The sequence below is a fragment of the Mesorhizobium sp. M2A.F.Ca.ET.043.02.1.1 genome (assembly GCF_003952405.1).
In the GTDB taxonomy this organism is placed as follows: Bacteria; Pseudomonadota; Alphaproteobacteria; order Rhizobiales; family Rhizobiaceae; genus Mesorhizobium.
Genome location: NZ_CP034445.1, coordinates 4,413,255 through 4,426,876, shown reverse-complemented (window position 1 = coordinate 4,426,876; position 13,622 = coordinate 4,413,255). Strand labels below are relative to the sequence as shown.

Sequence of the window (13,622 nt, the reverse complement as noted above, 5' to 3'; positions counted from 1 at the left end):
GCCGGCAGGTAATAAAAAAGAGCGGGACCGGGTGGACCCACTCTTCGTCATACCGACCAAGAATTTGAGGCTGATATAGACGATTGGCGCTGGTGTTTCAAGCCTGCAGGCAAAAGGCTAGCGGCATCTACAGCTGGCGTGGCCATCGCTGGGCTGCATGCATCACGGTGAGTATCTCGATCTCGCCGCCGACAACACGGTAGGGAATTATGTACGGGATATCGGCCAAGACCAGCTCTCGTGTCCCTTTCACCCGCCCGACGCGGCCCATCGCCGGATGTTCGGCAAGATTGTCCACGACAGAAACAATGCGGGCAACGACCCGTGCCGCGGCTGTTGGATTGTCCTTTTCGATGAAACCGCCAATCTGGTCGAGACGGCGCACGGCGCGCTCTGTCCAGCGGATCCGCTTCATCCCCCGGAGGCCGGCTTGACGTATTTCGCTATGACGCCGGCCAGATCCTTCTCACTTGCAAATTCCCCTCGATCAGCTTCCTCGAGGCCGGCCTCGATCTCGGCAAGTTGCCATTCTTCCCTGGCGACATAGTCTTCGATCGCTTGGGCCGCCACGTAGGAGCGTGAGCGATCCACCTTTTCGGCCAATTGGTCGAGCTTGGCCACGGTCTCATCGGGAAGCCGTACGGTGAAGGCGCTCATCATCCCGTCTCCATTCTGGTTCACAATGAATGTGGTGGAACCAGGATGGTTCGTCAATGGAGGCTCCCCAGCGGAAAATCCGGACACGGCGTGGAACTGCGGTAAGCGGTTTGGGAACCAACAAAGCCACTGGTCAGCGCTTCGTGGTATAACCAGCTTACCAGGGAGCGGGCCGCTTCGCCAGTTCCACCATATCAGGAAACGGAGCAGCCGGAGCCGACAGGACTTCCATGAACGCAGCGAACCCTTCCGGGCTCATGCGGACAAGGCGGTTGTCCATCAGCACATCCTCGGCCGCGCGCACGGCGGCATCGCGCACGAAATCCGCGCGGGAGCGGCCGCGGAGACCGGCGGCGCGATCGATCATCGCCGCATCCGCTTCCGGCAGGCGCATCAAGATCCGGTATTCCTTGCGTTCGATCGGGGCGGCCATAGCTGTCTCCTTATCGGCAATGCAGCAGCCTGTAGCGCTAAATGCAATACAGAGACTCGGGCTACCTATTTCCGGATAAAGGTCAGATAAGCCGGCCGCCGTCCTTCGCGGATGGCCTTGGCCTCGTAACGCGTGCCGGGCCAACCTTCATAGGGCTGATGCCAATCCGCAGCCTCTCCAGCCTGCCATGCGAAGCCGCCGTGAGCGCGGCAGGCAAGCAGAGTCCAGTTCACATAGCTGTCGATATCGGAGGCGAAGCGGAACCTGCCGCCCGGCTTCAGGACGCGGGCAAAGCGGCCGAGATTGGCGGCACCGACGAAGCGGCGCTTCCAGTGCTTCTTCTTCGGCCACGGATCGGGATAGAGCAGGTCGATGCCGTCGAGCGAGCCCGACGGCAGCCAATCGAGCAGGCGCGTGGCGTCGTCGTCATAGACCCTGAGATTGCCAAGCGGGTTCTTGGCAAGCGCCGTCATCATCTTGGCCATGCCGTTGACGAAGGGCTCGACGCCAATGAAGCCGGTCCCCTGCGCTTCCTTGGCGCGGTGCAGAAGATGCTCGCCGCCGCCAAAGCCGATCTCCAGCTGAAGTGCCGAAACCTCCGCCTTGAACAAGGTGCTGAGGTCAGCCGGCGCTTGCGCCGTCAGGTCGAGCCGGTATTCGCGCAGGCCGCTTTCGAGGGCGATCGCCTGCTGCGGGCGTATGGTCTTGCCGTGCCGGCGACCGAAGAATCCTTCGGTCGCCCGGCTCGGTCTATCCTTTGCGTTCGCTGGCGTCAGGCGGCGACGGCGTCCTTGAGCGCCTTGGCGAGATCGGTCTTCTCCCAGGAGAAGGAACCGTCGCGACCGGCCTTGCGGCCGAAATGGCCGTAGGACGAGGTTTTTGCGTAGATCGGCTTGTTGAGGTCGAGATGACGGCGGATGCCCGACGGCGACAGGTCCATCACCTTGCGCAGCGCCTCCTCGAGCTTCGATTCCTCGACCTTGCCGGTGCCGTGCAGGTCGACATAGACCGACAGCGGCTGGGCGACGCCGATGGCGTAGGAGAGCTGGATGGTGCAGCGGTCGGCGAGCTTGGCCGCCACCACGTTCTTGGCAAGGTAGCGCGCCGCATAGGCGGCCGAACGGTCGACCTTGGTGGTGTCCTTGCCCGAGAAGGCGCCGCCACCGTGCGGTGCCGCGCCGCCATAGGTGTCGACGATGATCTTGCGGCCGGTGAGGCCGGCATCGCCGTCAGGCCCGCCGATGACGAACTTGCCGGTCGGGTTGATGTACCAGTTGCAGTCCTCGGCGATCTTCAGGTCGCCAAGCGCCTCGCGGATATAGGGCTCGACGACCTTGCGGACCTTCTTGGAGTCCCAGCTGGCATCGAGATGCTGGGTGGAGAGCACGATCTGCGTGACTTCCGCCGCCTTGCCGTCGGCATAGCGCACGGTGACCTGGCTCTTGGCGTCCGGGCCGAGCTTGCCGGCCTCGCCATTGCCTTCATGGCGCGCGGCGGCAAGCAATTCGAGAATCTTGTGGCTGTAATAGATCGGCGCCGGCATCAGGTCGGGCGTCTCGCGGCAGGCGTAACCGAACATGATGCCCTGGTCGCCGGCACCTTCCTCGCCCTGGCGGTCGGCGGCGTTGTCGACGCCCTGGCCGATGTCGGGCGACTGGCCGTGCAGCAGCACGTCGATCTTGGCGGTCTTCCAGTGGAAGCCGGACTGCTCGTAGCCGATCTCTCTGATAGCCTTGCGGGCGACCGACTTGAACTTGGCCGGGTTGACCACGGGGTGGCCGGACGCATCCTTGAGGACGTTGCCCGCCTTGTCCTTCTTCAAAAGCGTGTCGGGGACACGGACCTCGCCGGCGATGACGACGCGGTTGGTGGTGGCCAGCGTTTCGCAGGCGACGCGGACCTTCCACGGATCCATGCCTGTCTTCTTGGCTTCGCGATAGACCAGATCGACGATTTCGTCGGAGATGCGGTCACAAACTTTGTCGGGATGACCCTCGGAGACGGATTCCGAGGTGAAGAGATAATTCTGCCGCGTCACGGGTGTCCCCTCTTGAAAAAAAAATCGGCAGGTTGCCGATTTTTGGCGCGCCACGTGTTAGCGGTGCCGGGCGCCGCTCGTCAAGCGGCGCGACGGATCTGGCATGAATGTAGGCAAGCCGGCTATGCCACCAGCGGCGGGGCGCCGCCGGCGGCATAGGTAAAAATCAATCGGCGTCCTCGGCGGAGAGCGCCTTCACCAGATCGATGATGCGGCGGCGCACCTTCACGTCGCCGATCTTGACAAAAGCCCGGTTAAGCTGAAGCCCTTCGGGACTACCGCAGAATTCGATGGCGAAGGCCATCGAGGAGTCTTCGGCAAATCCCCGATTGCCGCCACCGGTCTCCTCGCCCGGGGCATCCTCGAAAAAGAAGGCGACGGGAACGCTCAGGATGGAGGCGATCGCCTGCAGACGGCTGGCGCCAACCCTGTTCGTGCCCTTCTCATACTTCTGGATCTGCTGAAAGGTGATGCCGAGATTTTCACCCAGCTTTTCCTGGCTCATTCCAAGCATATTGCGACGCAGCCGGATGCGACTCCCGACATGAATGTCGATCGGATTCGGCTTCTTCTTGTTCTCTTCTGTCATTTTTTCCTCGCCGAATTTTTCCGGCTTTTTCTATTTTGTTCCGCCCATATGAAGCCGGAGCCACCTGCCCCAACAGAACCCTCCAACCGACTTCGAAAAATTTCAGGCGTTACAGTATGAGTTTCTAATGTGCCGACTGTCAATTCACCCGTAGCCGCTGCCTTACATTCAAGGTGAAGGCCATCAGCGCAAACAGCAACATGATCAGCAATCCGTTAAAATGCCGCTGTTCGGGAGACAGGAGGGCGCGCCCAGAAACCGGCACATGCGCGTCGATGGCGCCGCGCGCGTTGACGGCAAGCGCATCGATGATGCGCCCGCGCGAATCGACAACCGCGGAGATGCCGTTGTTGGCCGCGCGCAGCAGCGGCAATCCATTCTCCACCGCGCGAATCTGCGCCTGCCTGAAATGCTGATACGGGCCTGGCGTGTCGCCAAACCAGGCGTCGTTGGTGACGTTCACAATGACGTCAGATGACGCAGCGTCGACGGCGACGAGATCGGGAAAGATCACCTCGTAGCAGATGAACGGCGCGGCATGCAGGCCGCCCGGCAGACTGATCGGATGCCGCTCGTTGCCGGCGGCGAAATTCATCGGTCCGGCAACGAGCTGGCCTATGCCGAAGCGTTGGAAAAGATCGGCGAAGGGCAGGTATTCGCCGAAGGGCACCAGATGCACCTTGTCGACGGCGTCCACGATCTCGCCCTTGTCGTTGATCGCCACCACGGAATTGTAATAGCGGCTGCCGGCGCTCGCCGATCCGCCTTCCTCGCGCACGACGCCGGCAATCAGCATCTGGCCCTCGGCCAGCATGTCGCCCAGAGCCGTCAGCGCGTCCGGACGCACGGTGAACAGGAAGGGCACCGATGTTTCCGGCCACAAAATAAGCTGCGGCTTGGCATGGCCTTCTTCCGGCGCTTTCCCCGATATCCCCAGTAAAGTTGCGAAGATGCGGTCGCGCACCGAGGCGTCCCACTTTTCGCTGAGATCGACCGACGGCTGGACGATGCGAACATCGATCGAGCGGGCCGGCTCGACCGGGGCCGCGAGCCTGGCATAACCGAAGCCGATATGGCCGGCGACGAGGATGACGAACAGGGCAAGGCCCAGCCTCAGATGCCGGCGCGCCGCGACGAGCGCGGGCAGCGAAAACACGAAGACGGCGAGCGCGTTCATGCCGATCATGCCGGTCACCGACACGCTCTGCATCAGCAGCGGCACCGGCATCGCCGCGTATCCGACGGCGTTCCAGGGAAAGCCGGTGAAGAGGAAATCGCGCAGCCATTCAGCAAGGCTGAACCCGAAGGCAAGCGCGGCGATGCGGCCGATGTCGCTGCTCCAGAACAGCCGCGCCACCACGGTGGCGAAGCCATAGAAGAAGGCGAGCGCAAAGGGGATGCCGACGACGGCGAAGGGCAAAGCCCAGGCGAAGCTGTCGGCCTCGACCAGCAATGCCTGGCCGATCCACCACAGGCCGGCGAGGAAGTAGCCGAAGCCGAACCACCACCCGGTAGCGAAAGCCGGCCGCAGGCGCCTGAACCAGCCATCGGAAGCCTCGCCGGTGGCGCCGTCGAGCAGCCAGACCAGAACCGGGAACGAGACGAAGCAGACCGCGAAGAAATCGTAAGGCGCCTGGGCAAGCACCGCCAGCGCTCCGGCGGCAAAGGCCACCAGCGCCCGCCGCCACCCCCACAGCAGAATTATCCGGCCGGCAAAGCGCTGCATCCAGCTTCCCAAGTCGCGCGAATCAGGGAGTTAGAGGTTTAACAGGCCACGCCGCGCGATCCAAACCCAGATAAGCGCCGCCTGATACACCGTAGCGCTATCTGTGCCAGCCCTCGATCCGCAGGCCGCTCAGTCGCTCGGCCTCGTCCTTCGGCACGACGCGTATGGTTCGGGTGAATGTCCAGACATGGCCTTCGGGGTCGCGGGCGCGATATTGGCGCTCGCCGTAGAAATGATCCGCGGGCTCCTCGACTATCTCCGCGCCCGCCGCGCGCGCTTTCTCGCAATGAGCGTCGATATCCTGCTGCAGACGGACATAGACGGCTTGCGTGTTCTTGCCGCCGACGGAGGCGGGACTGGCGATACGCTCATCCCATTCGGAATCGACGATGATATAGCCGTCGCCGAAGCTGCACGAGCCGACCGTCGGGATCGCTCACCAGCATGCTCGGCTCAAAACCAAAGGCCGCTTGCAGAAAGGACAAAGCCGCGCGCGGATCGCGGCAGAAGACGCCTGAGCCCAGGACCGCATGCTTGAACGGATCGTCGGTCGGCATGCCGCTCCACGTTCTTTTTCGCAATTCCGGACGGAAAACCGCTACGCACTTTTCCTGGAATTGCTCAGGGCGTCAGGCCTGCTCGGTGCGGGCGGCGCGGCGGCGCTGCCGCTCGCCCTTCGGGCTCTGCACGATGCGCACGCGCTTGACGCGGCGCGGGTCGGCGTCGAGCACGTGGAACTCGAAGCCGGGAATGGCTTGCACGACTTCGCCCCTGGCCGGGACCCGGCCGAGCGTGTTGAAGATCATGCCGCCGATCGTGTCGACATATTCGCCATGCTCGCCGGCGGCGAAATCCTCGCCGATCATCTTGGCGACCTCGTCGATCTCGGCCTTGCCATCGACGACAAAGACGCCGTCGCCGGTCTGCGTGATCATCGGCTCGTCGTCGTCGTGCTCGTCCTCGATGTCGCCGACCACCATCTCGACAATGTCTTCCAGCGAGGCGAGGCCGTCGGTGCCGCCATATTCGTCGATGACCAGGGCCATCTGCGTGCGCGTCGTCTGCATGCGGCCCATGAGGTCGGAGGCCAGCATCGAAGGCGGCACAAACAGCACCTGGCGGATCAGATTGAGCTCGCCGATGGTGCGCGCGAGATCGACCTGCGCAAGGTCGAGCGCCGTCGTCACCGGCGCCTTCGCCCTGGTGCGGCCCTTCTTGACGCGGGCGACCTTGGTAATGTGGGCGAGCACATCGCGAATGTGGACCATGCCGCGCGGATCGTCCAACGTCTCGGAATAGACCGGCATGCGCGAATGGCCGGACTGCTCGAAAAGGCCGAGCAGGTCGCCAAGCGTGGTGTTGATCTCGACCGCCTCGATATCGGCGCGCGGCACCATGACGTCCTCGACCCGCACTTCGCGCAGGCGCAGGATGTTGTTGAGCATGGCGCGTTCGCCGGGCGAGAAGGATTCCGCATCGGTCGTCGTTTCGGCAAGCGCGCCGGCGATCTCCTCGCGCAGGCTGGTGCCGTTGCGGTGCCGGAACAGGCCGAGGACGCGGTCGAAGAGCGAAGGACCGGCATGCGTCGGCTCGACGGCCGCGCTGCCGGTGGGAATACTCGGACTCGAGCCCTCTTCCGTCTTTTCGGAAGGCTTGGCAGCACTGCCGGCGTCCGGGCGGGCGGCAGTTTCTGGTGTGTCGTTCATCGCCATCAGGTCAATTGAGCTTTTTTGTTACGCGTAGGGATCGGGAATGGCAAGCCTCGCAAGCGCGGCGCGCTCGAACGCTTCCATCTCCTCGGCCTCGGCGTCGGTCTCGTGATCATGACCCAGCAAGTGCAGCAGGCCATGGATGACGAGATGGGTGATATGGTTCTCAAGTGGCTTGTCTTCCAGTGCGGCCTCGCGCGCCACCGTCTCGGAAGCCAGCACGATGTCGCCCAGCATCGGCGGCAGCTTGCCGCCTTTCGGAAACGGAAAAGCCGGAAAAGACAAGACGTTGGTTGGCTTGTCCTTGCCGCGCCACTCGGCGTTGAGCGTCCGGATGTGAGCATCGTCGGAAAAGACGACGCTGAGTTCGGAGACGCCGGTCGCCCCGGTTTCGGCAAAGGCGGCCGCAACGGCGCGATCGACCAGGCGCGTCAGCTCGGCTTCGGCAGGCCAATTGCCGGCCTCGACGAAAATATCGATATTGACCGGCGTCTCGCCGCTTAATGCTGGATTGTCAGCCATATAGCCTTTTGATCAGCTTTCGGCGCCCAGGCCCCGCGCCAGCTTGCCGTCGCGGTCATAGGCCTTGACGATCTCGGCAACCAGCGGGTGGCGCACCACGTCGCCTTCGTTGAAGCGGACGGTGACGATGCCAGGCACGCCGTCGAGGATGCGCAGCGCCTCGACCAGCCCCGACTTGGTGTTGGGCGGCAGGTCGATCTGGGTCGGGTCGCCGGTGACGATCATGCGCGAGTTCTCGCCGAGACGGGTCAGGAACATCTTCATCTGCATCTGCGTGGTGTTCTGCGCCTCGTCAAGGATTACCGCCGCATGCGCCAGCGTGCGGCCACGCATGAAGGCCAGCGGCGCGATCTCGATCACCTCGGCCGCGATCGCCCGCTCGACCTTGTCGGCCGGCATCATGTCGTAGAGCGCGTCGTAGAGCGGCCGCAGATAGGGGTCCACCTTCTCCTTCATGTCGCCGGGCAGGAAGCCCAGCCGCTCGCCGGCCTCGACCGCGGGGCGCGACAGCACGATGCGCTCGACCATGCCGCGCTCCAAGAGCATCGCCGCATGCGCGACCGCCAGGTAGGTCTTGCCGGTGCCTGCCGGGCCGATGCCGAAGACCATTTCGGAGCGCTCCAGCGCCCGCATATAGGCGTCCTGGGTCAGCGAACGGGCGTAGATCGTCTTCTTGCGCGTCGATATCTGGGCGGCCGAAACCTTGCCCTTGCGCTCCATGGTCGGCAGCGTCAGCTGGTCGTCGGCGGCAATCGCCATGCGCACGGCGCCGTCGACATCCGACTGGCCGATGTCGACACCCTTCTGCAGGATGCCATAGAGCGTATCCAGCGCGCGGCGCGCCTGTTCGGCGGCCGAAGCCGAGCCCTTGATCGCAAGCTGGTTGCCGCGCGAGCGGATATCCACGCCGAGCTTCTGCTCGAGCCGCGCCAGGTTCTCATCGAACTGGCCGTAGAGGGCGCCGGCAAGCTTGTTGTTGTCGAAGGTCAGTACGATGTGCGCCATGTCGGAAGCCCCGGACGCCTGGTTCTGGGGCGGATTCTTCAGTTCGGCAGCGCTCAACCGTCTCTCCTCATCTGCCGAGGCTTGTGGCTAGGCCAACTCGGCGAACAGGCTGTTGGGGCCTGTCTTCGTGATTCGCACATCAATAATGTCACCGATTCCACCGGCCTTGTCGTCAACAATTACCGGGTTCAGCCATGGCGAGCGGCCAAGAATCTGACCGGGGCGGCGACCTGGCTTCTCGATCAGCGTGCTGACGGTGCGGCCGACCACGCTGGCTATGAAATTCTGCTGCTGATCGTTGATCAGCGCCTGCAGGCGCTGCAGCCGTTCGTCCTTCACAGTTTCGGAAAGATGGCCGTCCATCTCGGCGCCCGGCGTGCCAGGACGTGGCGAATATTTGAAGGTGAAGGCCGAGGCGTAGCCCACCTCGCGCACCAGCTTCAGCGTCGCTTCGAAATCCTCGTCCGTCTCGCCGGGGAAGCCGACGATGAAATCGCCCGACATGGCGATGTCGGGACGGGCGGCGCGGATGCGCTCGATAAGCGCCAGATAGTCGCGTGCCGTGTGCCTGCGGTTCATTGCCTTCAAAATCCGGTCGGAGCCCGACTGCACCGGTAAATGCAGATAGGGCATCAAGGCGGGCAGGTCACGATGCGCGGCGATCAATTCGTCGTCCATGTCGCGCGGATGGCTGGTTGTGTAGCGCAGCCGCGCCAGTCCGGGGATTTCCGCAAGCCGGAACAGCAGGCGGCCGAGACCCCATTCCTCGCCATTGTCGCCAACGCCGTGCCAGGCGTTGACGTTCTGGCCAAGCAGCGTCACCTCGCGCACGCCGGCCTCGGCCAGCCGCTCGGCCTCGGCGACGATCTGCGCCACTGGGCGCGAGACCTCCGCGCCGCGGGTATAGGGCACCACGCAGAAGGTGCAGAACTTGTCACAGCCTTCCTGCACCGTGAGGAAAGCGGTGACGCCGCGCTTTGCCAATTCGGCGCGCTTCGGCTGCGGCAGATGCTCGAACTTGTCCTCGATGGCGTATTCGGTCTCGACGACCTTCTCGCCGCCGCGGACCCGCGCCAGCACGTCGGACAGCCGGTGATAGGTCTGCGGGCCGATGACCAGATCCACCGCCGGAGCGCGGCGGATGATTTCCGCACCTTCGGCCTGCGCCACGCAGCCGGCGACACCGATCAGCAATTCACGGCCGGCCTCGGCGCGCTCGGCCTTCATGTCGCGGATGCGGCCAAGCTCGGAATAGACCTTTTCCGCCGCCTTCTCGCGGATATGGCAGGTGTTGAGCAGCACCAGATCGGCGTCCTCGACGGCGTCGGTGGCGACATAGCCGTCGGCGGCCAGCGCATCGGTCATGCGCTGGGAATCGTAGACGTTCATCTGGCAGCCATAGGTCTTGACGAAGACCTTTTTCGCCGTGCGGTCAGTGGCGGCCGAGCGCTCGGCGGCAGCGCCGATGCCATGGCTTTCAATCGTGTTCAGTTCCATCGGGCGGCTTCTAGCGCCTTTCCGTGACAAAAAACAGACGATTCTGCCCTGTGGCCCGTCGTGCGCCTCGACTTCACCGGCTCTTGGCCGGGTCGGCGAGGATACCTTGCATCATCTCGCGCACCTTGGCTTCCATCAGCCTCGCCGTTTCCTTGCGGTTCGAACCCTTGGAGAACGGCACCGGCTGGCCGAAATGCACTTCGGCATCGATCGCGCCTTCGGCAAGCAGGGTTTTGAGATGCGGCATCAGATCCTGGTCGCCGATCCAGGCGGTCATCGGCCGATGGCGGCGACCCATCGGCATGCCGTGCAGGCGCGTATAGGCGATCGCCACGGGCTGGATGAAGACTTGTTCCGCAGCGCCCTCCGAGATTGCCATCGAGGCCGCGCCGAACAAGGTGCTCTTGAACGGCAGCACGAGGTTGCCGTCACCGGTCGAGCCTTCGGCGAACAGCACCATGGCGTCGCCTTTCGCCATCCTCTTGGCGATCTCGCTGGCCTGGTCGCCGGAGGTGCGCTTGCGCTCGCGCTCGATGAAGACGGTGCGCTGCAGCTTGGATAGCATGCCGATGAGCGGCCAGCCTTCCATGTCGGCCCGGGCGATGAACTTCACATCGACGAAGGAGCCGAGCACCATGATATCGGTCCAGGAAATGTGGTTGGCCGCGACCAGCAGAGGGCGGTCTTCGGCCAAGCTGCCCGTCACATGCACCCGCATGCCCAGCGCCCGCAGGATCATGCTGTGCCAGATCTTCAGGATGACAGTTTCGGGCCACAGCCCCGTCTTCATCGACAGGATCTGCAGCGGCACCAGCACCAGGGAACAGACGACCACATAGAAGAGCGCCAGGAAAATCCGCAATTTCTCGATCATTCGCTCCGGCCCTATCGCGCGGATTGGCTAGCGAAGATCGCGGCGCATGACAAGCGCGCCGGTCGGGCCGTGCTCGGTCGAACGGTAATAGTTCGGGCGATGGCCGACCTGGATGAAGCCGAGCCTGCGGTAGAGCCCGATCGCGGGCGCATTGGTCTCGTCGACCTCGAGGAAGAGCGCTTCGGCGCGCTGCGCATGAAGCTCGCGCAGCACCGCGTCCATCAATTGCCAGCCAAGGCCCTGGCGGCGATGGCTGCGGGCGACGGCCACGGTCAGGATCTCGCCCTCGCCGGCTGCGAGCCGGGCGAGCACGAAGCCGACCGGCGGCTTGGAGCCCTGACCTGTTTCCCGCGCCGCATAGCCGAAGACCGTGTCCTGTTCGAGGAGCGCCGCAAACTCGCCATCGGTCCAGGGCCGCACGAAATCCTCGCGGTGCAGCACCGAAACAGCGGCGCTGTCGGCGACCGTCAGCGGTTCCAGCGCATAATCCCTGCGGCGCGGCTGAAAGAACGGAATGCGCATCAGGGTTCGCTTCCCTTGTCCTGCCTTGGCAGAATGAAACCCGCCTGCTGCTTGGCGTCGGCGCCACGCAGATAGAGCGGCTTCGGCTTCTCGCCGGGTCCCTTGGCGGCGGCCAGCCTGGCATAGGTGGCAATATCGGCGGTGGCGGCGACCGGACCGGTGTCGAAGGCACGACCTGCCGCGTGGGCAATCCGCGGCGCGGCGGTTCCGACAAGCACCGCTTCGGCGCTGATGGCCATGGCCACCGCCTCGGCAAGCGTAGCTACGGATGGTCCGTAAGTCTTGGCTAACGCTCTATCATAGAGCGCCGCATGGATTTCCTCGCGCCCGGCGTCGAGCGCTGCAAGCACCGCGCGCCCGGGAAAAGCCTTCGCGCCCTCGGCTGCCAGGGCTTCCAGAGTCGTCACGCCGATCGCCGGGATTTTCAGCGCCAACGCCAGGCCGCGCGCGGTCGATACGCCGACGCGCAGGCCGGTGAAGGAGCCGGGGCCGATCGAGACGGCAACGGCGTCCAGGTCAGGGTAGCCGACGCTGGCAGCTTGCAGGGCGGTCTCGATGACGGCCATCAGATGCTCGGCGTGCCCCTTGCCGAGATCGCGCAGCTCGCGGCCAAGCTCCTTCCCCGCGTCTGCGTCATAAACGCAGGCGGCGCAGAGACTGGCGGCGCAGTCGATGGCAAGCAACTTCATACGGGCAGCTTCATGGGCCGGTTAACGAACGGATCGAAACACAATTCCCTCTGCCCGGCATGGGGCGCCGCCGCAAGGGCCAGGGCGCAGAAATGTTAAGCGGCTTTGCTTCTAGAGCGCTTCACCGTTTCACGGAAACGGCGGGCCGCCCTATCTCTTTGTTTTGACGCAATTCCGGACAGAGGGTAACGGCGAACGCGCCGAACCTAACCGCTCACACTTTTCCCGGAAATTGCTCCAGGCGCGGCGATCACGCCGTCGCGACAATGCGCAGCATATGGTTGTCCCAGACATAGTCCGGCTCGGAACGGATGGCGCCGGCGCCGCCGACGATCTCGCCGGCGCCGGTCGTCGCCATGAAGCCGCTGCCGTCAGGCGCAAGCCCACAGACCTCCACCAGAGACCGGGTCGCAACCACGCGGCCGCTGGCGGCATCGATGACAGCCAGCGAATTGCCCTCCGGCGAGGTGACGGCGATCGTGCCTGTGACGGCATTGGCGGCGACCGAGCCAATGTAATTGCGGAAGCCGGAGAGCACGTCTTGCGGCATCTCCACCAGTTCGAGTTCCTTGCCGCGCGCGGCGCGGCCAACCAGCGCGGGGCGGTCTGTCGCCGGCCCGCGATATTGGCAGCCGAACCAGACGGTGCCCGCCTGGTCGCGGTCCATATGGCGGATCGAAAGCTGATGAAGCGCCGGCGGCAATTCATGCTTTTCGATCAGGTCGCCGGTGATGCGGTCGACCAGCGTATAGGATGGCTTCATCGTCGCGATGTTGAGCTCGGCGCGGCCATAGTCGGGATGGGTTTCGATGCCGCCATTGGCGATAGCCAGCGTTCGGCCATCGCCGAGCAGGAGCAGCTCGTGAGGGCCCATGCCATAGGTCGGGAACTCACCGACGCGACTGAACCCGGCCTTCGCGTCATAGACGCCGACGACACCGGCCGCGTTGTCGAAATCGTTTTCGGTCGCATAGAGCAGCGCGCCGTCGGGCGAGAACACGCCATGGCCGAAGAAATGCCGGCCGGCGATGCTGGCAATGGTCAAAGGCTTGTCGCGGCCGGCATGGTCGAAGACGACCGCGAAAGTGCCGGGCTGCCGGGCAAAAACGACCGAGCGTTTCGACACCGGATCGAAAGCGACGTCGTGGCCGCGGTCCGGCAGATCGATGCTGTGCAGGATCTTGCCGGCCTCGGACAGCACGGCGGCGCCAAAACTGCCGTCGCGCTTGACGAAAGCCGTGGCAAACACCGCGTCCGCCGCCAGCGTGTCGGCCCAGGCGCGCGGCGCCATGGCGGCGGCGAAGCCAGCGCCCGCGGCGCACAGGAAGTCGCGACGGTCGATGAGGGGAGTTCTCACGGCA

At 64.2% G+C, this 13,622-nt stretch carries 17 protein-coding genes; all 17 read right to left on the bottom strand.

All coding sequences use genetic code 11. The features are described 5' to 3' along the window. Positions 1-127 precede the first annotated feature (127 nt). The 17 genes from EJ068_RS21075 to EJ068_RS21000 all read right to left on the bottom strand — a co-directional run bounded on the left by EJ068_RS21075 (position 128) and on the right by EJ068_RS21000 (position 13,618). On the bottom strand, positions 128-415 hold the full coding sequence (locus EJ068_RS21075) for a type II toxin-antitoxin system RelE/ParE family toxin (protein ID WP_127250136.1): 288 nt from the start codon (positions 413-415) through the stop codon (positions 128-130). After that, positions 412-660, bottom strand: a complete 249-nt coding sequence (locus tag EJ068_RS21070) for a CopG family ribbon-helix-helix protein (RefSeq protein WP_189341971.1) — start codon at positions 658-660, stop codon at positions 412-414. Before EJ068_RS21070 ends, EJ068_RS21075 begins: the two co-directional genes overlap by 4 nt. Positions 661-814: 154 nt before the next feature. After that, the gene (locus EJ068_RS21065) at positions 815-1,090 is read right to left on the bottom strand and encodes a DUF1778 domain-containing protein (RefSeq protein WP_127250138.1); all 276 of its coding nucleotides are present in this window, start codon (positions 1,088-1,090) and stop codon (positions 815-817) included. A gap of 65 nt (positions 1,091-1,155) precedes the next feature. Next, positions 1,156-1,866: a tRNA (guanosine(46)-N(7))-methyltransferase TrmB gene (locus EJ068_RS21060; protein ID WP_127250139.1), complete on the bottom strand. Its 711-nt coding sequence runs from the start codon at positions 1,864-1,866 to the stop codon at positions 1,156-1,158. Next, positions 1,863-3,128 carry a methionine adenosyltransferase gene (gene metK, locus EJ068_RS21055; RefSeq protein ID WP_126079416.1) on the bottom strand — a complete coding sequence of 422 codons (1,266 nt, stop codon included), beginning with the start codon at positions 3,126-3,128 and terminating at the stop codon, positions 1,863-1,865. The genes EJ068_RS21060 and metK overlap by 4 nt, the downstream gene beginning before the upstream one ends. A gap of 166 nt (positions 3,129-3,294) precedes the next feature. Beyond that, the gene (locus EJ068_RS21050) at positions 3,295-3,717 is read right to left on the bottom strand and encodes a helix-turn-helix transcriptional regulator (RefSeq protein ID WP_095819313.1); all 423 of its coding nucleotides are present in this window, start codon (positions 3,715-3,717) and stop codon (positions 3,295-3,297) included. Between the two features lie 139 nt (positions 3,718-3,856). Then, positions 3,857-5,443 (bottom strand): apolipoprotein N-acyltransferase, encoded by a 1,587-nt coding sequence (gene lnt, locus EJ068_RS21045; protein ID WP_127250140.1) that lies wholly within the window; start codon positions 5,441-5,443, stop codon positions 3,857-3,859. A gap of 97 nt (positions 5,444-5,540) precedes the next feature. Further along, a complete protein-coding gene (locus EJ068_RS33900; RefSeq protein WP_348628704.1) occupies positions 5,541-5,741 on the bottom strand; it encodes a VOC family protein in 201 nt (66 codons plus the stop codon). 70 nt (positions 5,742-5,811) lie between these two features. Next, the gene (locus EJ068_RS33895; protein ID WP_348527535.1) at positions 5,812-6,000 is read right to left on the bottom strand and encodes a hypothetical protein; all 189 of its coding nucleotides are present in this window, start codon (positions 5,998-6,000) and stop codon (positions 5,812-5,814) included. A 72-nt stretch (positions 6,001-6,072) separates the two neighbouring features. Further along, positions 6,073-7,149, bottom strand: a complete 1,077-nt coding sequence (locus EJ068_RS21035; protein WP_127250141.1) for a hemolysin family protein — start codon at positions 7,147-7,149, stop codon at positions 6,073-6,075. A gap of 27 nt (positions 7,150-7,176) precedes the next feature. After that, a complete protein-coding gene (gene ybeY, locus EJ068_RS21030; protein ID WP_127250142.1) occupies positions 7,177-7,674 on the bottom strand; it encodes an rRNA maturation RNase YbeY in 498 nt (165 codons plus the stop codon). A gap of 12 nt (positions 7,675-7,686) precedes the next feature. Then, the gene (locus EJ068_RS21025) at positions 7,687-8,679 is read right to left on the bottom strand and encodes a PhoH family protein (RefSeq protein WP_245463483.1); all 993 of its coding nucleotides are present in this window, start codon (positions 8,677-8,679) and stop codon (positions 7,687-7,689) included. Between the two features lie 87 nt (positions 8,680-8,766). Then, entirely contained in the window at positions 8,767-10,176 is a 1,410-nt protein-coding gene (miaB, locus tag EJ068_RS21020; protein WP_127250144.1) for a tRNA (N6-isopentenyl adenosine(37)-C2)-methylthiotransferase MiaB, read from the bottom strand. A 73-nt stretch (positions 10,177-10,249) separates the two neighbouring features. Further along, entirely contained in the window at positions 10,250-11,050 is an 801-nt protein-coding gene (locus EJ068_RS21015) for a lysophospholipid acyltransferase family protein (protein ID WP_127250145.1), read from the bottom strand. A 27-nt stretch (positions 11,051-11,077) separates the two neighbouring features. Beyond that, positions 11,078-11,572 carry an N-acetyltransferase gene (locus EJ068_RS21010; RefSeq protein ID WP_040985961.1) on the bottom strand — a complete coding sequence of 165 codons (495 nt, stop codon included), beginning with the start codon at positions 11,570-11,572 and terminating at the stop codon, positions 11,078-11,080. Then, positions 11,572-12,261, bottom strand: a complete 690-nt coding sequence (gene tsaB / locus EJ068_RS21005) for a tRNA (adenosine(37)-N6)-threonylcarbamoyltransferase complex dimerization subunit type 1 TsaB (RefSeq protein ID WP_126079424.1) — start codon at positions 12,259-12,261, stop codon at positions 11,572-11,574. The genes EJ068_RS21010 and tsaB overlap by 1 nt, the downstream gene beginning before the upstream one ends. 250 nt (positions 12,262-12,511) lie before the next feature. Continuing rightward, positions 12,512-13,618 carry a DUF1513 domain-containing protein gene (locus tag EJ068_RS21000; RefSeq protein WP_126079425.1) on the bottom strand — a complete coding sequence of 369 codons (1,107 nt, stop codon included), beginning with the start codon at positions 13,616-13,618 and terminating at the stop codon, positions 12,512-12,514. Between the last annotated feature and the right edge of the window lie 4 nt (positions 13,619-13,622).